This is a genomic window from Acidobacteriota bacterium, assembly GCA_029861955.1.
Classification (GTDB): Bacteria; Acidobacteriota; Polarisedimenticolia; order Polarisedimenticolales; family Polarisedimenticolaceae; genus JAOTYK01.
In genome coordinates this window covers 1-20,263 of record JAOTYK010000019.1, presented here as the reverse complement: position 1 = coordinate 20,263, position 20,263 = coordinate 1, and the positions used below count along the sequence as shown (strand labels likewise).

General features: G+C 63.3%; 15 protein-coding genes. 7 read left to right on the top strand and 8 right to left on the bottom strand.

Going from position 1 to position 20,263, the window contains the following annotated elements:
* Window positions 1-873 (bottom strand): thioredoxin fold domain-containing protein, encoded by an 873-nt coding sequence (locus OES25_10810; GenBank protein MDH3628129.1) that lies wholly within the window; start codon window positions 871-873, stop codon window positions 1-3.
* 128 nt (window positions 874-1,001) lie between these two features.
* On the opposite strand from OES25_10810, the gene OES25_10805 reads away from it, so the two are divergent.
* Entirely contained in the window at window positions 1,002-1,895 is an 894-nt protein-coding gene (locus tag OES25_10805; GenBank protein ID MDH3628128.1) for a M23 family metallopeptidase, read from the top strand.
* A gap of 2 nt (window positions 1,896-1,897) precedes the next feature.
* On the opposite strand, the gene OES25_10800 is transcribed toward OES25_10805, so the two are convergent.
* The 3 genes from OES25_10800 to OES25_10790 all read right to left on the bottom strand — a co-directional run bounded on the left by OES25_10800 (window position 1,898) and on the right by OES25_10790 (window position 6,508).
* A complete protein-coding gene (locus OES25_10800; GenBank protein MDH3628127.1) occupies window positions 1,898-4,159 on the bottom strand; it encodes a transketolase in 2,262 nt (753 codons plus the stop codon).
* A 120-nt stretch (window positions 4,160-4,279) separates the two neighbouring features.
* Window positions 4,280-5,482 (bottom strand): pyridoxal phosphate-dependent aminotransferase, encoded by a 1,203-nt coding sequence (locus OES25_10795; protein ID MDH3628126.1) that lies wholly within the window; start codon window positions 5,480-5,482, stop codon window positions 4,280-4,282.
* 42 nt (window positions 5,483-5,524) lie between these two features.
* On the bottom strand, window positions 5,525-6,508 hold the full coding sequence (locus tag OES25_10790) for a PDZ domain-containing protein (GenBank protein ID MDH3628125.1): 984 nt from the start codon (window positions 6,506-6,508) through the stop codon (window positions 5,525-5,527).
* Between the two features lie 106 nt (window positions 6,509-6,614).
* Between OES25_10790 and OES25_10785 the strand changes: the two genes are divergently transcribed.
* Window positions 6,615-8,264 carry a gamma-glutamyltransferase family protein gene (locus OES25_10785; protein ID MDH3628124.1) on the top strand — a complete coding sequence of 550 codons (1,650 nt, stop codon included), beginning with the start codon at window positions 6,615-6,617 and terminating at the stop codon, window positions 8,262-8,264.
* Here the strand turns inward: OES25_10785 and OES25_10780 are convergent.
* Genes OES25_10780 through OES25_10765 form a run of 4 tightly spaced genes read right to left on the bottom strand, consistent with a single transcriptional unit; the run spans window position 8,258 to window position 14,165 of the window.
* Complete coding sequence (locus tag OES25_10780; protein MDH3628123.1) at window positions 8,258-9,466, bottom strand: dipeptidase; 1,209 nt, start codon at window positions 9,464-9,466, stop codon at window positions 8,258-8,260. The two genes, OES25_10785 and OES25_10780, sit on opposite strands and share 7 nt — an antisense overlap.
* A gap of 44 nt (window positions 9,467-9,510) precedes the next feature.
* The gene (locus OES25_10775; GenBank protein MDH3628122.1) at window positions 9,511-11,427 is read right to left on the bottom strand and encodes an ATP-dependent DNA helicase; all 1,917 of its coding nucleotides are present in this window, start codon (window positions 11,425-11,427) and stop codon (window positions 9,511-9,513) included.
* Window positions 11,428-11,455: 28 nt separating this feature from the next.
* A complete protein-coding gene (locus tag OES25_10770; protein MDH3628121.1) occupies window positions 11,456-12,715 on the bottom strand; it encodes a serine hydroxymethyltransferase in 1,260 nt (419 codons plus the stop codon).
* Window positions 12,716-12,758: 43 nt separating this feature from the next.
* Window positions 12,759-14,165 (bottom strand): HD domain-containing protein, encoded by a 1,407-nt coding sequence (locus OES25_10765; protein ID MDH3628120.1) that lies wholly within the window; start codon window positions 14,163-14,165, stop codon window positions 12,759-12,761.
* Between the two features lie 92 nt (window positions 14,166-14,257).
* Here OES25_10765 and OES25_10760 point away from each other — a divergent pair, with 92 nt between their 5' ends.
* From OES25_10760 to OES25_10740, 5 genes are all read left to right on the top strand, one after another.
* Window positions 14,258-14,434 (top strand): 4Fe-4S binding protein, encoded by a 177-nt coding sequence (locus tag OES25_10760; GenBank protein ID MDH3628119.1) that lies wholly within the window; start codon window positions 14,258-14,260, stop codon window positions 14,432-14,434.
* 47 nt (window positions 14,435-14,481) lie between these two features.
* The gene (locus tag OES25_10755) at window positions 14,482-15,969 is read left to right on the top strand and encodes a TldD/PmbA family protein (protein ID MDH3628118.1); all 1,488 of its coding nucleotides are present in this window, start codon (window positions 14,482-14,484) and stop codon (window positions 15,967-15,969) included.
* The gene (locus OES25_10750; GenBank protein ID MDH3628117.1) at window positions 15,969-17,276 is read left to right on the top strand and encodes a metallopeptidase TldD-related protein; all 1,308 of its coding nucleotides are present in this window, start codon (window positions 15,969-15,971) and stop codon (window positions 17,274-17,276) included. Before OES25_10755 ends, OES25_10750 begins: the two co-directional genes overlap by 1 nt.
* Window positions 17,277-17,364: 88 nt before the next feature.
* Entirely contained in the window at window positions 17,365-19,908 is a 2,544-nt protein-coding gene (clpB, locus tag OES25_10745; GenBank protein ID MDH3628116.1) for an ATP-dependent chaperone ClpB, read from the top strand.
* A gap of 64 nt (window positions 19,909-19,972) precedes the next feature.
* On the top strand, window positions 19,973-20,263 hold a 291-nt coding region (locus tag OES25_10740), incomplete at its 3' end, for an Hsp20/alpha crystallin family protein (GenBank protein MDH3628115.1).

Genomic DNA, 20,263 nt, shown 5'->3' with positions numbered 1-20,263 from the left:
TCAGGATCCGGAGACTGGAATCGTCGATACCGAAGACGCCGGCGCACGACGCCCAAGTTGCCCATCGAGCCAGGAGAGCAATCGCGACGGCGCGAGGTAGCCGCTGGTGCGGGAGATGACCCGGCCATCCGCCCGCATCAGCATCACCGTCGGATAGCCCTGCACCTTGTAGCGACGGGCGACGTCGACCCCACGATAGCCGCCCGCTTCCTCGGCGGACTCTGCATTGATGCGAACGGCGATGATCCCGCCGAGCCGATCGATCACCTGCTGATCGCGCCACGTGACTTGATTCATCTTCTTGCAGTAACCGCACCAGGGCGTTTCGAAGCTGACCAGGATCGGGAGATCGTCCTGCTCACCCAGCTGCAACGCGGCACCGAAGTCGGTCCACTCGACGCGGGTCCGTGAGACGCGCATCACCTCGTCGCCAGTGGGCTGCGGCGACGCGATCGCGCTACCGGACTGACTGGCGAACAGCAGCCCGACAACCACGATGGAAGCGGACGCCCCGGAAGCCAGCATCAAGCCGGTCGTGATCGGCCCCGGCCCCGATCGCTGGGTCGAGGAACCCCCGGTCTGGAACAACAGCAGAACGGCTCCTACGATGGCGCCCATGAGTACGGTCAGCATGATCGGACCCTCGGCGCCGGAGAGCAACACTCCCGACGCGATTGCGATTGACAACAGAAGCCCACACCACCTTGCCCAGACGCGATTGCCGAACAGAGCGAGAGCCATGAAGAACAGTAGCGCGATCCCGCCCCAACGACTGACCTGAAATCCAACATGGGTCGTCACGATCGGAGAGAAGGTCAGCACCGCTGCCACGAGCAGGAAGTAGAGCGCGGTGAAGATGGCTCCGAACGACATCGGCGGGTCTCCGTTTTTCCGTTGGGGGAAGCCCCGGCATCCGGCCGAGACGACGCCACCACTCTAGCCCGCGATGCGAACGGAATCAAACGGCGCGGGTCTCCCGGGAGCCGGGGTAGGATGGAAGGATGAAACTGCCCCGTAGTCCGTTCGCCACCGCCTGCCTGATGCTCGCCCTTGCGTCGAGGCTGCCCGTGTCCGCCGGGCTCGAAATCGACGTCGGCGGCCGCGTGCTGGCACCGGGAGAACCGGTCCGGGTCTGGGCCGATTCGGACGTCCCGCTCGACCATCTGAGCGGCACCTTCCTGGAGCGTGTGATCCAGTTCACGGCAGACCCACGAGATCCGGCCCGACATCGCTGGGTGGGCTGGACGCTCGTGGATCTGGATGCCATGGCGGGAGCCCAGGTCATCGAGGTACGTGGCACGACGACCGACGGGGACACGGTGATCGGCACCCACGCGCTGACGATCGAATCACGGGAGTTTCCCGAAGAACGGCTATCCGTCTCCTCGAAGTACGTGGAACCGCCGGCAGACGTACGGGATCGGCTCGATCGCGAGCGCGGGAAGCTGCGCGCCCTCTACCTTAAACGCGACGCGCCGATCGCCGAAGGCCCCTTCGTCCGCCCCGTGCCGGGCGAGCCGACGTCCATCTTCGGTCTGCGCCGGTTCTTCAACGACGCGCCTCGCTCCCCTCACCCCGGACTCGACCTGCGGGCCGCAGAGGGCACGGGGGTGATCGCCAGCGGGGACGCCCGCGTCGTGCTGGCCCAGGATCTCTACTACTCGGGGAACACCGTCATCCTGGATCACGGCGGCGGGTTGTTCACGCTCTACGCGCACCTCAGCAAGCTACAGGTCAAGGAAGACGACGCCGTCGAGGCCGGCCAACGAGTGGGCCTATCCGGCTCCACCGGGCGAGTGACAGGCCCACACCTCCACTGGGGTGCCAAGATCGGCGACGTACCGTTCGATCCGACCGCCCTGCTGGATCCTTCCCTGTTCGCGCGTCCGGACTGAGCCTACGCTTCCGGAATCCGGTCCTTCATCCGTCGGAGCCGCTCATCACGGTCGCGGGCGAACCGCTCGATCCCATCCGCTATATGTCGAGATGAGAGGTGGGCCTCATCGATGACCTCGTCGACACTGCCGCCGGTGCGCCAGCGATCGTCGAAGTCGGAGGTCAAGGAGTACTCGGCAACGAGTTGGTGGGCGATCCAATCGGAGGTGACCCGCCGGGATCGGTTGCTTATCACCATCGAGTCCCATCGATCGCTGTCGGAAAGCACCGAATCGCGATACGCACGATCCTGCAACGCGAACAGCTGCGGGCTGATCGCGGCGACGATCTTCACGTTGGGGCCACTCGAATTGAGTTTCGGCAAGATCTTGACGAGGTTGTTGGTCGTCGATGAGCCCTGAACGATCACGGTCCCGGCCTTCGGTCGCGACGCGTCGTACGCTCGGATCAAATACGCCCCCCGAGCTGCCTCGAAGTGGGAATCCATTCCCAGCGCATCTCGATCGGGAATCTCGATGGCAGGACGCGTCAGGTGCAGTGCCACGATGGCGGCGTCGGTCTTGAGTGCTGCGGCCAGGACGACGGGCACCTCGTTGTATTCCCACGGATGCAGGTCGATCACATGACCGTCCGGAAACAACTGGGTCACTCCCGGGGAGAAAATGCCGAAATGGGTTCGAGAATCCTCGGCCGTTTCCGGCCCCGAATGACCGGCGACCCAGATCACCTTGCCGACCTTCAGATCGCAGTCCTGGGCCAACTGGCTGAAGAGACGCATCGGCCCGTACTTCAGATACGAGAACGAACCGTAGGTCGAGCAACCGGTCCAGAATCCGTTGAACTCCTTCATCGGATCCGAGGCCAGGTTCACCGACGCCGCACCGACACAGATCCCTGCGTTGGTGAATTCAGTAATCTGCTGCGGAAGCAAGACGCCGTCGGGGTCCTCGTCGCGCTGATACCAGCCGTAGCCTTCCACGTCGCCGTAGCCCTTGGCGAAACCGGAGATGTTGGTCGAGTCGGCAAGATCGGCGGAGCAGACGACGAACAGCGGTCGGTTGTAGTTCTTACGGGCGTAACTGTTGACCCACGCACCCCAGGTCGCCAGCCCGGTCCGATTCGGTTTGATCTCACCCGGCTTGGCGTAGACCGACTCGGGATAGTTGCGAAAATCGTAGAGCGCCTCGTCATGAAAGATCGCGGCGCCGCCTCCGTCGAGACGCATGCCATCAATCGAGTCGGGCACCGATTCGGCGAGCTTCAGCAACCGATCGCCGATCGCCTCCACCACGTCTGGGCGATCATCAAGAATGCTCATCGCCGTACGCAGATTGGTGGCTGCCTGTTCGCGGACGGCCGCTTCCCCTTCGGGGGTCGGCTGGTCTTTCCCCTCGTAGGTGACGCCGTATTTCTCGGCAAACCCGTCGCGCAGTTGCCAGAACGGCTCACTGTTCATCTTGTGCGCGGCACCGTGAGACTTGTTGTCGTACTTCAAGTAACCGCGCCCCTTGCGGGTCTTGAACCAGGCCATCGTCGGGGCGCGATTCGGATTGGGCCCGTAGACGGTCTCGAGTAGCGCGCGACAGACCGGCCCCCACTCGGATCCGTGTTCGGTCCCGCCGACCTTCCACCCATTAGGCTCAAACCAATCGACGGGGGCGCCGTGAACCACCGAGGAGATCGCGTTGTCATCGATCCCGTAGTCGTTCCAGTCCACCAGAAACGTGAGATTGTCCAGGCCCAGACCCCACGCGCTATTCCGCGTCTCGTGACTCGCCCCCGGTGTCAATCCGCCCTCGCCTTCGACGGCGAACACCCTGACCTCTCGGGCACCCGCCATCCGGAGCGCCAGGGCCTCCCCTGCGGCGGCCGGCATACCATGCCCCGACGGCCCGGTGTTCCACTTGAGGAACATCGTCTTCCCTTCCATCTCCGCGTGACCGGCGAGACCCTGGTTGTGCCGCAGGTCGAGCAGGTCCTCCCAGGTCAATGCGTACCGGCCGTCGCTCGGAAAGGCGAATGCTTCGTTTCCGGTCTGCTTGTGTCGTCTGCGTGCGATCTCATTCAGCACGGCCAGCGACGCGTAGACCAATGGGACGGTGTGCCCGGCCGAAAGCACGAATCGATCGCAGAACGGGCGCCAGGGACGCCACAGGTCCCATCGCATCGCACCCGACAGCACAAGCGTGAGAAACACGTGAACCTTCGATCGGGATCCACCTGGATGACCACTCTGACGGTAGTTCAGCATCAGGTCGATCATCTCGTCGACCAGATCCTTCACGACCTCATAGTGTTCGAAAGACTCTTCGGCCTGGTTGTAGAGCTGTTGCACATCGGCGGGACGCGACTCGGCCACGATTATTCTCCCCGGTCGTCGCGATCAGCGACGGTTCTTCTTGATGAAATCCTCGATTCGGCCTAACCCGTCGTCGATCGCCTCGAAGGACGACGCGTACGAGAAACGGATATGTTCGCCGTCGCCCTCGACCTTCCGACCGAAGTGGATGTCGGCCAACACCGCGACGCCGGCGTCGTACAGCAGTCGCTTCCTCAGCGACTCGCTGTCCTCGACCCCGACGATCTTGCACAGTTCGGTGACGTTAGGCCAGACGTAGAACGCACCGCCGGGCGTCAGGCAATGCACGCCGTCGAGGTCGTTGAGACCGGCAACGATACGATCCCGTCGCTTGTGAAACACATCTCGCATTTCCAACGCGGCGTCCTGAGGTCCGTTCAATGCCTCGACGACGGCGAATTGATTGGGGTGCGGTGGGCAGGAATCGGTATTGGTGACCCATCGGGTCATCGCCGGTGCCAGCTTCGCATTGGCCGCGTAGCCGATCCGCCAACCGGTCATCGCGTAGGTCTTGGACGCGGAATCCGCGATGACCGTCCGCTCTTGCATGCCGTCCACGGCCGCGATACTCGCGAAGTCGCCGTCGTAGACCAGACCGGAGTAGACCTCGTCGGAGTAGATCCACAGGTTATCGAACGGACGAACGATCTCTGCCACCTGTTCCAGGTCCGACCGCGAAAGACATCCGCCGGTCGGATTCTGCGGGCTACAGAGAATCAGCAGGCGTGTCTTCTCGTTGACCCGCGCACGGAGCTCGTCCATGTCGAAGCCGAAGCCACGACTCTCTCTCAGATCAAGCGGAACGGGGATGGCTCCACAGGCGGTCACCTGGGAGTCATAAATCGGGAAACCCGGATTGGGATAAATGACCTCCTCTCCCACTCCGTAGTCGGTCACGCTCTGGATGGTGTAGCCGATGAACGGCTTCCCACCGCAACCACAGACGACGTGATCCGGCTCGACGACGACCCCGCGGGTTCGCGTCAAGTATTCGGCAACGGCGTGACGAAGCGGTTCGATTCCCGGTGACGGCGTATAACCGTGCTTGCCCTCACGGATCGCCGCGATCGCCGCGTTACAAATGTTCTCGGGAGTCGGGAAGTCGGGCTGGCCGATGCAGAACGAAACGACATCCGCGCCGTCAGCCTCGAGACGCGCAACCTCCCCCAGTACGACGAATGCGTTTTCCGTGCCCAACTCACGGGCACGACGCGACAGAACACTCACAATGGCCCCTCCCGGTCTCTAGTCCTCACGATCGTGAGGATTCTAGACGGGGAAGGCTACAGGCATCAAGAATCCCGGCGGAGAAAAGAGCGCCTTGGGGCCGTTGGCGTCGGCATCCTGCTCAGGAAGCACGACCTCCAGGGTGAGCGCGTCGCCGTCGCGAACGATCTCGATCATGAACGCCTCACCGGCCAGCTCGCGAAGCGCACCACGCAATTCCCTGGCGTCCGAGACCTCGTCCCCATCGACACGCAGGATCAGATCCCCGACCTCGATCCCCGCGCTATCCGCAGGGGTTCCCCTCAGGACACGGCTCACGAGCACACCCGCGTCGTCGCTGCCGCCGAGATGCTCGCGGAGCTCCGACGTGGTCTCGACGAGATGAACACCCAGCGTCGGTCGCGAACCGAATGAGAAAAGGGATGTTCCCTCGCAATCGCCATCGGCGCATGCAACCGAGTAACCGGGAAACTTCAACTCGCCGAGCGCCCTACCGGCGCTCTCCAGCGCGCGTTCCAGAACCTCCGGGTCGACGTTTGGCACCTCGAGGTCATCGAAGAAGAACTCGTAGGACCGTGAGGCATCGAGCGGCGCGAGCGCGGCCAGGGCCGACGACGCCCGTTCTCCGAGCTCTACGTCGATGGATTGCTTACGACGCTCGCGAACGATACGAATCTTGATCTTGTCGCCGGGGTCACGGCTGCTGATCTTCTTTGACAAGGCGGCTGGACCGCGGATCACATCGCCGTCGAACTCGACGATGATGTCCCCCACCTCGAGACCGGCGTCGTCGGCAGGCGACCCGTCGACGACGGTCGTCACGCGGGCCCCACCCTCTTCATGGTCGATCTCTTCCTCAAGTCGAACACCGAGGTACGTTCCTCCACTGCCGAACAGCGAAAGGACCTGCGGCGCCGATCGCGGTGGCGGTGGCGGTGGCTCCTCGGCCGACAGCGATCCTGTCGAGAGAAGGAAAAGGGCCAGGAAGGCGAAGAGCGAGATTTGAACCGTGGAACGTACCGACATCGATAACTCCTGTATCCGAGACTTCATAGGGTAGTACGACGGACCCACGGTTTGGACGCATCCGGCGCGAGGACGGAGATCCCGCTTTTCGGTTAGGATCGGTCCGATGCCCAGGAATTTCGACGCTCCGGGAGGAAAACATGCCCCGACCCATCGCGTGGTCCACGCGAAGAACGGGATGGTCGCGGCTGCCCATCCGCAAGCAGTCCAGATCGGTCTGGATCTTCTGAAAGAAGGCGGCACGGCCGTCGATGCCGCCATCGGAGTCAACGCCGCGCTCGGCTTTCTCGAACCGACGTCCTGTGGCGTAGGAGGTGACCTCTTCGCGATCCTCTGGGACGCAAACAGCGGAAGACTCCACGGTCTCAACGGGTCCGGCCGAGCCCCCGCGGCGTTGACGGCGGGCTCCGTTCCTGCGGAGGACGACGGCACTATCCCTCTCCACAGCCCCTACGCCTGGAGCGTGCCCGGTGCGGTCGACGGGTGGTTTGTACTCCACGATCGCTTCGGCAAACTGCCGATGGCAAGCATTCTCGCCCCGTCGATCGCGGCGGCTGAAACAGGCCGACCCGTCCCCAAAGTGATCGCCGCCGAATGGAAACGGTCCGTGAAGATCTTCGGAGAGAAGCCCGGATTTGCCGAGGTGTTCCTCCTCGACGGTAAGGCCCCCGACGAAGGACAGATCTTCCGAAACCCGGCTCTGGCGGGAACCTATCGCCAACTGGCGACCGCCGGGCGCGCGGCATTCTACGACGGCGAGATCGCGCGGGCGATCGTTGCGTTCTCGGAGGCCCAGGGTGGGTTCTTCTCCATCGAAGACTTGACACGACACTCGTCCGATTGGGTCGAACCCCAGTCCACCTCCTATCGTGGCGTCGACCTGTTCGAGCTGCCGCCCAACGGGCAAGGCATCGCCGCGCTCGAGATGCTGAACATCCTCGAGGGTTTCGATCTTCGTTCGATGGGTCGCGAGTCGGCGAACTTCTGGCATCTGATGATCGAGGCCAAGAAGTTGGCCTACGAAGACCGGGCGCGATTCTATGCCGATCCGGAGTTTGCCGAAGTCCCCACAGGCAACCTGATCTCGAAAGCTTACGGACGCACGCAGGCCAAACGGATCGACATGAATCGTGCGGCAGAGCGCCTCGAGCCGGGCGATCCGGGTATGGCTCGCGGAGACACGACCTACCTCGCCGTGGCCGACAGGGACGGCAACATGGTCTCGCTGATCCAGAGCAACTACACCGGCTTCGGCTCGGGTTACGTCCTCCCTCAGTGGGGCTTCGGCATCCAGAATCGTGGTGCGCTCTTTAACCTGTATCCCGAAAGCCCGAATCACCTCAAGCCGGGAAAGCGTCCGTTCCACACGATCATTCCTGCGTTCGCCATGAAGGACGGACAACCGTGGCTGGCATTCGGCGTCATGGGCGGTGACATGCAACCTCAGGGACATGTCCAGATACTCGTCAACATGCTGGACCTCGACATGAACCTACAGGAGGCCGGCGATGCCGCGCGGTTCTATCACACGGATTCATCGGAGCCGACCGGCACGCTGATGACCGCGGGAGGGGTCCTGCATCTGGAGTCCGAGGTCCCCGACGAGATTCGTCAAGATCTGTCCCGCAGAGGACATCGACTCGGCCCGGGAGTGGACAGCTACGGGGGTTACCAGGCGGTTGCACGCGATCCGCAGAGTGGCGTGCTTTCCGGTGCGACGGAATCCCGCAAAGACGGTTGCGCGCGAGGCTACTGAGCGGCTGCCGCCTGCTCGACTTCCTTCCAGACTCGCAGCAGGTTTCCGCCGCAGATCTTCTCGACTTCGGCGTCATCGTAGCCACGACGCAGCAACTCCGCGATCAGGTTGGGGTAGGCGGAAACGTCCTGCAACTGTTTCGGGAGCGAGTCCCCAACGCCGTCAAAGTCAGAACCGATTCCAACGTGATCGACACCGACAAGCTTCACCACGTGTTCGATGTGTTCGACGACGCGCTCGAGGGTCGACACGGCTAGGGGACGATCGGTGAAATACTGTTTCTGATAGTCTGCCGCCTCTGCGGACGAGTGATCGATACCGTTTTCGTCCAGATACTCCCCCACCGCTTTCCAGTGAGCTGAACGAGCCTTCTGGTACGTGCCGTCAAGAAACGATGAGCCAAAATTGATCTGTATCACGCCGCCGTTCTCCGCCAGTCGCCGAATCATCTCATCGCTCATGTTGCGTTCGAAGTCCGGCGTGAAATGACGACAACTCGAGTGGGAGGCGATCACCGGCGCGCGGGTTACATCGAGAACCTGCTCAAAGGCGGCGTCGCTGATGTGGGATACATCGATCATGATTCCGAGCCGATTCATCTCGGCAACGACTTCGTGACCAAACGGACTGAGACCGTTCCAGGTGCGCGCGGGGTCGTAGGACGAGTCGCAAATCTCGTTGTCCTTCGAGTGGGTCAGCGTGATGTAGCGGATGCCGCGTTCATGGAAGTGGGATAGATTCGCGAGATCGCCCTCCACCGGAGCGCCGTTCTCCATCCCGAGCGCGAAACCGATCTTCCCCGCCGCGAAGATTCGCTCCGCATCGTCCGAGTCGTGAACAAGTGCAAATTTGTCAGGATGCTCGGCGACAATGGCTTCGAGTTGGTCCAGCATCTGATCTGCAAATACCTTCGCGCCACCCGTCTCCTGATAGCTTGCCGGTACGTAGATCGACATGAACGGTAGATCGAGTCCGCCTTCGACGGCACGGGGATAGTCGAAGTCCCCATCCGGCGCAGGGCCGGAAATATCGGCGTCCGACGTTTGTAATCGATACGGCACGTCAACGTGGGTATCGACGATCATCACCCGACGGGCGAGGTCCCTGGCCCGAGTGATCGAATCGTCGCGTACGGGCTCGTGCGTCGAGCACGAGATCGTGCACAACGCGATCAGAATCAGAAGCGGGATCTGACGTCGCATGGGAGCTCCTTGCTCTGGGGCGCTGATGATAGCAGCGTAGGGACTCAGCGAAAAAACCCGGCAAGCGGTTCACGGTCACGGAAGCGGCTGTAGGGTGGCAGCGACTCGAGGAACACCTTGCCGTACCGGCGACTCACGAGACGGCCGTCAAGCACCGCCAGTACGCCACGGTCCTCGCGTCCTCGCAGCAGCCTGCCGAGTCCCTGCTTGAGATCCAACACCGCCATCGGCAACTGGTATTCCATGAACGGGTTCTGTCCCTGGTCCCGTAGTCGTTCGATCCGAGCCGCCACCAGCGGATCGCTGGGAACGTCAAACGGGAGCTTGTCGATCACGACCAGCGACAACGCCGGGCCGGCGACGTCCACACCCTGCCAGAACGACGTCGTACCGAGGAGCACCGCCCGATCGGTCGTGCGGAACGTCTCGATCAGGCCGGCCTTACTGCCTTGCCCCTGCAACAGGAGCGGCCATCGCTCGTATTCAGAGAGCCGTTCGTGCACACGATTCATCTGTGCGTGGGACGTGAACAAGAGAAACGCCCGCCCGCCGCTAAGTTCCAGCAGAGCGATAATCTCGTCCAGGGCACGGTCGAAGTACTGGGGCTCGCGTGGCTCGGGCATGTGGGGTGGCAGGTAGAGTGCGGCCTGCGTCTCGTAATCAAAAGACGAGGGGACGATTGTCCCTTCCGCGTCATCGACACCCAACCGCTGACGATAGAAGTCGAACTTGCCGCCGATAGCAAGGGTCGCCGATGTAAGGACCGCGGCGTCAACTCGCTCGAAGAGCCGCTCGCGAAGCGTGTCCGCCACATCGATCGGCGACGCGGTCAGGACGACCGATGCCCTCCCACGCATCTCGATGCCGTAAACGGTCCCCGGATCGTCGCGCGGCACGATGTTCTGCAACGCAACACGGATCGTCTCGCAGCGACGCGGGAGCGACTCGACGGTCTCGGCACCCGTTTCGAGCGCGGCCGATTGCCGCGAGACCTCATCGAGTGCGTGGGACAGGACCGCCCACTCGGCCTCGAGGTCTGCGCCGCCGTGGCCTGGAGGATCGAAACGAATCCGTCCGATGGCGTCTCTGAGGCGTCCCTGCAACGGCATGAAGAATTCCCGTGCGGCCTCACGCAGGGGCCCCGCACCCGCGCCGTTGACCTTTGGCCCACCGCCGGCAGCCGAGAGCTTCTCCGCGTCACGGGCCAACTCCTCGATCTGGTTCGTGGACACCTGGATCCCGAAGTAGAGGGTCGCAACTTCCTCGAGAAGGTGCGCCTCATCGAAGACGACCGTGTCGTACTCTGGCAAGACGGAACCAAACTCCGAACGAACAGCAAGATCCGCAAAGAACAGGTGGTGGTTCACGATGACGATGTTGGTCTGCTGTGCCTCTCGCTTGACGCGGGTCAACCAACAGTTCTCGTACTCCGGGCAGCGGCTGCCGGTGCACGTATCGGCGCGAGCGTTGATATCCCGCCAGAATTGAAGTCGCTCGGGTAGCCCCTTGAGTTCGGCGCGATCCCCGGACTCGGTCTCGCCTGCCCAGGCGACGACCGTGTCGACATGCCGGGCCTCGCTTGCATCTCGAAGGAGCGGCTGACGGGCGAACTCCGCAAGGCGATAGCGACAGAGGTAATTGTCTCGCCCCTTCATCACTCGCCAATCGACGTTGAGTCCAAGTTTGTCCCGCACGAACGGAAGGTCTTTCTGGTCGATCTGATCCTGCAGGTTAAGGGTTCCGGTCGAGATGATGACCCGACGACCGGAGAGGATCAGCGGCAAGAGATAGGCCAGCGTCTTGCCCGTGCCCGTCGCGGCCTCGATCAGGCGAACCCCCCCGCGCTCGAGAGTCTGGGCAACGGTCTCGGCCATCTGCCGCTGCCCCTGCCGCTCTTCGTAGCCCTCGATGGCGCGGGCGAGCTCTCCATCCAGAGAGAAGAATCGATCGAGCGTTTTCACCGGTCGGTTCGTCTACGTCGCTGCCGGCTCAGGCGATCTGTAAGCGGCCGGCATAGAGCGGGTACGCCGACGAGAACTCCGCGACCTGTCGTCGGATCGATTTCAGCTGCTCGGGGTCGTCGCGGTTGTCCAGGACTCTGGCGATCAGGTCGCCGACCGTCTCCATGGCGTCCTGATCCATCCCTCGACTGGTCAGCGCCGGCGTTCCAATCCGGAGCCCGCTGGCCACCATCGGCGGATTCTGGTCGAACGGAATTGCGTTCTTGTTCACCGTAATCCCCGCCGCCTCCAGAGCCTCCTCGGCCTCCTTGCCGGTGATCCCCTTCGAGAAGACATCCAGGAGGAAGAGATGGTTGTCGGTCCCGCCGGAGACGAGTCGGAATCCGTGGCCTGCCATCCGCTCCGCAAGCGTGCTGGCGTTCTTGACCACCTGACCGATGTAGTCGGCATAGGTCGGCTGCAATGCCTCGTGGAACGCGACCGCCTTGGCGGCGATGACGTGCATGAAGGGGCCACCCTGCAACCCCGGGAAGACCGTTCGATTGATGGCCTTGGCGAATTTCTTGCGGCTGACGATCAACCCTCCGCGGGGCCCTCGTAATGTCTTGTGAGTGGTCGTGGTGACGTATTCGCAGTGCGGCACGGGACTTGGGTGAGCGCCGGCCGCGACGAGACCCGCGATGTGTGCGATGTCCGCCATCACGGGTGCACCGACTTCCGCGGCGATCTGCGCGATCCGTTCAAAGTCGATCGTCCGTGAGTACGCAGACGCGCCGCAGACAATCAACTTCGGTCGGTGCTCCTTCGCCAGGTCGAGGAGTCCGTCATAGTCGATCTGTTCATCCTCACGACGGACGCCGTAGCCCACGAACTTGAACAGCTGGCCGGAGAGATTGAGGGGATGACCGTGTGTGAGGTGTCCACCGTGGGCGAGATCCATGCCGAGGACCGTGTCGCCGGGCTTCAGAACGCTGAAATAGACCGCCTGGTTTGCCTGACTCCCCGAGTGCGGTTGGACATTTGCGTACTCAGCATCGAACAGCTGCTTGGCACGATCCCGGGCGAGCCTCTCGACCTGATCCGAGTACTCGCATCCCCCGTAGTAACGACGCCCCGGATACCCCTCGGCGTACTTGTTGGTAAGGACCGAACCCATCGCCTCGAGAACTGCCTCGCTGACGAAGTTTTCCGATGCGATCAACTCCAGGCCCTCGGCCTGACGTCGGGCCTCGCCCTCCAGGGCGTCGGCGACGCCGGGGTCCGTTTCGCGAAGGGTCTTGTTGTTCATCTTGACTATCTCACTTACTGGATGTTGCTCTTGGATTTGAGGATCAGTCCATTCTATCGGTTGAGGGCGGTCGAGGGGTGTCCGGATATGGAGCCAGAGACTCGGATTCGAAACGTAGCCGCTCGGCGCCGGGGATCGGTACGGCAGCCATCGACAGCAGGCGACGGTGTTCGCGGACCGCGTAAGTGTCGGTCATGGCTGCCAGATGGTCGATCAGGACCGTCACATACTGGGATCCCTGCTGGTAGACCTCGCGTATCTCCCCCGCTCGACGCTCCCGTGGGATATCCCGAAGGTATCGCACCCCCGTTGCCTCGCGGAATCGAAGCAACACGTGGTCATCGAGGAGCGTCGGGTCGGACCAGTAGGCGGCGAAGAGCCCGAGGATGACCCGGCGTCCTGTCGCCTCGACCTGGTCCGCCTCGCGTGTCGAGCGAACGCGTCCCTCGAGGAACTGCTCGATCTGCTCCAGAACCCGTCGCGCGGAGGGCGGCAATCGAATCTCGGTGCCGTCAATGATCTCATCACGAACCGTCGACAGTTGCTCCGCCGATTCGATCTCTTGATCGGCGATCAACCGCTTGAGGCGTCGCCCGCTGGCGACCACGGCTCCGGTCACGAGCAGATGAACGAATCCCCTGTGGAGCGAGTTGATGCGGGCGAACCGGCTCCCTCGGGACGGGTAGCGATCGCCGAGCTTCCGGCGCAGTTGCCGAACCGAGTCGAGTCGCTCGACCCGCGACAGCTCCAACTGTCCGGACTGTAGGCCGTCGTCGAGATCGTGGAGCGCGGTGGCGATCCGGTCCGCGACGCGTACGACCTGCCCCTCGAGATGAACCCCGCAGCCCCGTCGCAGACCGAGACTCTCCCACGGAGGTGGGTCCGGCACCGGCGCGCACTTGACGACGCCTTCTCGGACCGGGTCGGTGAGATTGAGACCCGGATGGTCGTATCGCTTTTCCAGACTGTCCACGACTCGAAGCGACTGCCAGCTTCGTCGGAAACCACCGAGATCACCGAGACCGGGTCCGCCACGACCGTCGAGACGCCCACCGACGATATCGTCGAGAGCGCGGGTGCCGACGGGACCGAACGGTGGTTGACCTAGATCGTGGGCCAGCCCGATCGCCTCCACCAGGTCCTCGTTGAGTCGGAGGGCTCGGGCAACCGTGCGGGCCAGTTGCGTGACCTCCAACGTGTGGGTCAGGCGATTACGACGATGATCCTCGTATTCCGGGAGCATCCCGGCCTGGGCCTTCTGGCGAAGACGTCGAAACGCCCTGGAATAGACGACCCGATCTCGATCTCGCTGGAATCGTGAGCGGTAATCGTAGAGCCGCCCCTCATTCTCGACCGGCATCCGGCGGTCGGCGTCCGCCGAGCGCCAGGCATATATCGCCAGCCTGGCGTCTTCTTCCTGCTCAAATCGTTGTCGGACGGAGTCGGCCATCACTCTCTCGGTGGGAGGCGTGATGCTACACCCCGCAACGGGACGGTGGCAACCGGGTTGCCCGCACCCGGACCGGACCCTATGTTTTTCGCATGGGTATCACTATTGACAGCGATCTTTGCGAGCATTCCGGCGTCTGCGCTGCGGTCTGCCCCGAGGATGTCATCGAGCACGAGAACGGTGCCACCGAGCTGGCCAACCCCGCCGCCTGTACCGAGTGTTGGATCTGTGTCGACAACTGCGCCTCGGGTGCCGTCACGATCGATTAGCGACAGATAGGCTTGCAGACGGTTGTCGGGCGGGTTAACGTCCGGCCGTGATCGATGACCTGGAACGCCTGGATGACCTGAGCTCGCGCCTCTGTGCGACGGCAAGGGAGCGTGGCGTATTCCTGATCTGGCGCGCCCAATCGCTGTCGTCCCGTCACGTATCGGTGCGTCAGGGGCGGGTCGAGAACACCCACCGCTCGATATCCGCCGGCCACGGCATGCATGTGATCGACGATCACGGCTACCCCGCTCTGGCGAGCGTGGACGGCTTCGACCCCGAGGATTCCGAGAGTCTCCTCGACAGGACGATCGAGGCGACACGCCACGGCGAGCGGCTCGGGTTGACGCCGGCCGCGCTCTCGACACTTGCCGTCCATCAGGGCCGCGAGGTCCCGGTGGACGACGACGCCTTCGACGCCATCGACCAGACCCGCGTCGGCAAGCGGCTCCTGGAAATCGAGACCGAACTCCAACGGTCCACGGCGGATGCCTCCCTCCAACTGGGCTACAGAGCCGAGATGGATGCCTGGAGAATCCGTCGTAGCGACACCACCGACGTCCTGTTCGGCATGCCCCGCTGCCTGCTCTCGCTACGAGCCACGAATCACGGCACCGACGGGCGGCACGGTGTCTCCACCAACGTCTTCTCGAGCGATCCCCGGTTGATCGACGACGACGAGGTCGTTGAAAGGTTCATGACACGAGGCCGCGCTGCCGCCGGACTCGCGACACGACTGGCCGACGCACCTCATCATCCGGGCGGCAGCTTCCCACTCGTCATCGACTACGCACTCGCCAAGGGGCTGGCCCACGAGGCGTTCGGGCATGCGTCCGAGTCCGACGGCTTCCGCGCGTCGGTGCTTGCCGAGGACGGTCGATTTCGGACCGGCCACCGGGTGGGCCCGTCCCATGTTTCGATCATCGACGAACCCCAACCGAACGACCACGCCTGGCAGCCCTACAGCGCCAATGGACTGCCACGCGAGCGAGCCGTGCTGGTCGAGGACGGCCACCTTCGCGATGGCCTGTCCGATCTCTGGTCGTACCGGAACGGCGGTGTTCGCCTGACCGGTGCGGCCCGCGCGCAGTCGTACGGCTCGGCGCCGCTCCCTCGAATGACCAACATTCGCATCGAGTGTGCGACACCCCTCCCCGCCCCCGGTCGATTCGAAGACTACGGTCCGGAAGAGGTTCGCGACCTGCTTGCGGACGCCGGCGTGTTCCGTCGCCATCCACGGGTCTGTTATCTCTCTGGCTACACCGGGGGACAGGTCAACACGTCGGTCGGCGAGTTCGTGTTCAACTGCCGGGCCATCTATTCGCTCTCACCGGACGGCGTCACGCTCCACAAGCCGGCGATCTTCTCCGGTTCGATGTTCGGCGCACTGGAGTCGATCCGCGAGGCCTTCGGCCCCCTGCGACTGGACGCCATCGGATTCTGCGGCAAGTGGGGCCAGCATGTCCCGTCCAGCGGCGGGAGTCATTACTTCCTCGTCCTGGACCCTCACCCGGACGTCCACATCGGCGGCAGTTGATGTCGGCCGACGCCCTACGGGAGTATCTGGAGCACCAGACCGGTCGGCCGGACGGGCCGGCCGCGTGGTCGCTGTTCGTCTCCGAGGCATCCGGCATATCGCTTGGCATCAAGGATCGGGAAATCGGGAGCGTTCACTCCCCGATCAACCTGACGCGCGGTGGGGGCGCTCGCTACCTGTTGGTCTGGAACGACGGCCGTGTCAGTCGGGGGCATCTCGAACGGCGTCAGCTGGAAAGCGAGCCGAGGGAGGTCCTTCAGTGGGCACGGGAGACCGCCTACGACGACCCGGATGCGGCGCATGTCAGCGAACCGACGCCGATGCCCGATGTCGAAATCTACGACGACGCGGCGGCCGAGGTCGCCGACGGAAGCGTTGAACCGCTCGCGCAACAGGTTCAGAGAATGCAGGCCCATGTCGATCGCGAGGGCTATCGCACCTGGAGTGGGTCGCTCTCCGCCACCCGTCGCTCGGCTCGTCTGACAAACTCCAACGGGGTCGACGTCCGCTCACGTGGCACTCAGTGCGGGTGGTACGTGTACGTCAACGGAGAGGTCGGCGACGGACACGGCTCTCGGCGGCTGGAATCCCCCGAGCGGATCGACTCGCGCCTGCAACGGATCGCGGTCCTCGCCCACGCCCTGGCCGGCGCAGAAGCCACGATGTCCGACGGCGTCCAGTCGGTCCTGCTGCACCCCCACGTCGTGCAGTCCTACGTCCTCAGCACGCTCCTGTTCAACCTCCGCGGCTCGGTCGTCTCTCATGGTGAAGGACAATTCGCCCTGGATCGCTTTGGCGCGGAGGACGCCGTCCTCCGAGACGATATCCACCTGCGATTTGACCCGCTTCACCCGTTTCGCTCAGGCACCTATCGCTTCACCGCGGAGGGCATCGCCGCTGAGCGGTGTTCGTTCATCGATCGAGGGCGCCTCGTCCAGCCCATCCTCGACCTGAAATTCGCACACCGCCTGCAAATGACGCCGACCCCGCAGATCACCGATAGCGACAGCATCGAATTCGGCGACGGGAAACCGCTCGATGAGGAACAAGCCGGCGCCGAAACCGCCGGCGGCCCTCTGGTGCTCTCCGTGCTGGGTGTCCATACACAGGACAGTTCGAGTGGAGACTTCTCCCTCTCGGCACCCCACGTGTTGGCCCTCGGAGCCGACGGTTATAGCGGCCGAGGCCGCGGCACACTTTCCGGAAACCTGTTCGACATCCTCCGCGACCCGGAAACGAGATTCGTCCGCTTCGAGGGAGAGAGTGTTCCCGGGATGCGTGTGCGCTGTCGATTCGACCCTCGCTGATCCACCGTCCCCGCCCGGCTTGACAGACCGTCTAGAGAATCCCAACCCCCCGCTAACCCGGAGACCGTTCCGGTTCCAGGAGACGACCATGAACCCAGAACGAATGACGCTCAAGACCATTGACGCGCTCCAGAACGCCCAGCAACTCGCGGCGGGCGCCGGCCACGCGGAGTGGACGTCCCTGCATCTCCTGGCCGCGCTGACCTCTCAGAGCGAAGGGATCGTCACACCGATCCTGCAGCGACTGGGAGTCGATCCCGCCGGAATTCAGAACGCCGTTCAACAAGAACTCGCGACCTTTCCAACGGTCGCGGGCGGAGCGGAACCACAGACCTCCCGACAGCTCGCGGAGACACTGAAACAGGCCGACGGGCTCCGCCAGGAGTTCGGCGACGAGTACCTGTCGACGGAGCATCTGCTCCTGGCAATGACACGCGGGAATGACCGTGCCGGCGAGACGCTCAAGCGATTTGGTGCGACGGAGAAGGGTGTCCTCTCGGCACTCCGCGACGTGCGCGGCGACCGCCGGGTCACCGACTCGAGTCCCGAGGACAAACTTCAGGCTTTACGAAAATACGCCCGCGACCTGACGGAACTGGCGCGGGAGGGCAAGCTCGATCCCGTGATCGGGCGGGATGACGAGATCCGTCGCACGATGCAGGTCTTGTCCCGCAGGACCAAGAACAACCCGGTCCTGATTGGCGAGCCGGGTGTGGGCAAGACGGCGATTGCCGAGGGGCTCGCCAGACGAATCGCGGACGGCGACGTCCCGGAGTCGCTAAAAGATCGCTCGTTGCTGGCCCTCGACCTGGGGGCGCTCGTGGCGGGAGCGAAGTTTCGAGGTGAGTTCGAGGATCGCCTGAAGTCGGTCCTGAAGGAGATTCAGGACTCCGACGGCAACAACCTCCTGTTCATCGATGAGCTGCACACTCTGGTCGGCGCGGGCGCGGCGGAAGGCGCGATGGATGCAGCCAACCTCCTCAAGCCTGCACTCGCACGCGGTGAGCTGCGTTGCATCGGCGCGACCACCCTGGCCGAGTATCGGAAATACATCGAGAAAGACTCGGCGCTAGAGAGACGGTTCCAGCCGGTCAAGGTGGGAGAACCGTCGGTCCCGGATACCATTTCGATCCTTCGCGGTCTCAAGGAACGCTACGAGGTTCACCACGGTGTTCGAATTCAGGATGCCGCCCTCGTGGCCGCAGCAACACTCTCGGATCGCTATATCCGCGACCGGTTCCTCCCCGACAAGGCGATCGATCTCATCGACGAGGCAGCCGCGCTGCTGAAAATGCAGATCGACTCGGTGCCGACCGAGATCGACGAACTGCAGCGTAAGACCCTGCAGCTTGAAGTCGAGAAGCAGGCGCTCTCCCAGGAGAGCGATCGGGCTTCCCGCGACCGTCTCGCCGCGATCGAGTCGGAGCTGGCGGATCTGAATGAACAGCTCATCGCCATGAAGCAGCGGTGGGACAACGAGAAGAGCGCGATCCACGAGGTTCAGGAGATCAACAAGCGCATCGAAAAGACGCGGGAAGAGACCGAGAAGGCGGAACGCGCATCCGCATTGGAGCGGGCCGCCGAGTTGCGGTATGGCGAGATCCCCGAGCTTGAGTCTCGACGTACGGAGCTGAACGCGTGCCTCGAAGAACTCCAGAAAGACGGCGCGATGCTGAGTGAGGAAGTCACCGACGAGAACATCGCCACCGTCGTGGCAGAGTGGTCCGGGATTCCGACCGCGAAGCTCCTCGAGGGCGAGGTCGAGAAGCTGATTCATCTCGAGGACCATCTTCATTGTCGTGTCATCGGACAGAACGAGGCGGTCACGGCCGCTGCAACTGCGGTCCGACGCGCGCGAGCCGGCCTCAAGGACCCTGCCCGGCCGGTCGGTACGTTCTTGTTCCTCGGACCTACCGGCGTCGGCAAGACGGAGCTGGCCAAGGCGCTTGCGGAGAGTCTCTTCGGTGACGAGAGGGCATTGGTCCGACTCGACATGTCGGAGTACTCCGAAAGACACTCGGTAGCCAGAATGATCGGTTCTCCTCCCGGCTACGTCGGTCATGACGAGGGTGGACAGTTGACCGAGGCGGTGCGACGTCGACCGTACTCCGTGATCCTGTTTGACGAGATCGAGAAAGCTCATTCGGAGATCTTCAACGTCCTACTCCAGGTTCTGGACGACGGGCGACTGACGGACGGCAAGGGCCGTACGGTCGATTTCCGCAACACGATCTTGATCCTGTCGTCGAACGTTCAGCCCGACGCCCTTCAACACACGTTCCGACCGGAGTTTCTCAATCGCCTGGACTCGACGATCGAGTTCGAGTCCCTTGGTCGCGACGCGTTGTCGCAGATCGTCGATCTACAGATTTCCCGCTTTGCCGGGATCCTCAGCGAGCGCGGGTTGTCCCTGGAGGTCAGCGACGCGGCGCGAGGCCGGCTGGCGGAATGGGGCTACGACCCGGCGTTCGGCGCGAGGCCGCTGAAGCGGGCGATCCAGAAATGGCTCCTTGATCCACTGTCGTTGGACCTTCTGGAGGGCAAGTTTCTGGCGGGCGATACGGTTCGGGTCGATGTCGCCACCGACGGCGAATCCCTGGCCCTTTCCACCGGGGAACTCACGCGGACATGACGGGGATTTGGTCGTACTATCTAGGGGTGGTCCTGCTGGTGGGGCCGACGATAGGAAGTGACTGATGGCGATCCAGCGATGGGACCCGGTTAGGGATCTGGTCGAACTCCAGAACCGGTTGAATCGGATGTTTGAGGATGTTCTCTCCCGCTCGGACGGAAGCGGCGACGGCATCGCTGCGGGCTGGCATCCTCCGGTGGACCTCCACGAAGAGCCAAACCGCTATGTGCTACGTGTCGACCTCCCGGGCGTCACGGCAGACGAGGTCGATATCCAGATCGAGAACGGCATGCTTCGACTTCGTGGTGAGCGCGGCGTCGACGAGAGCGAAACCCGGGAGAACCACATGCGGGTC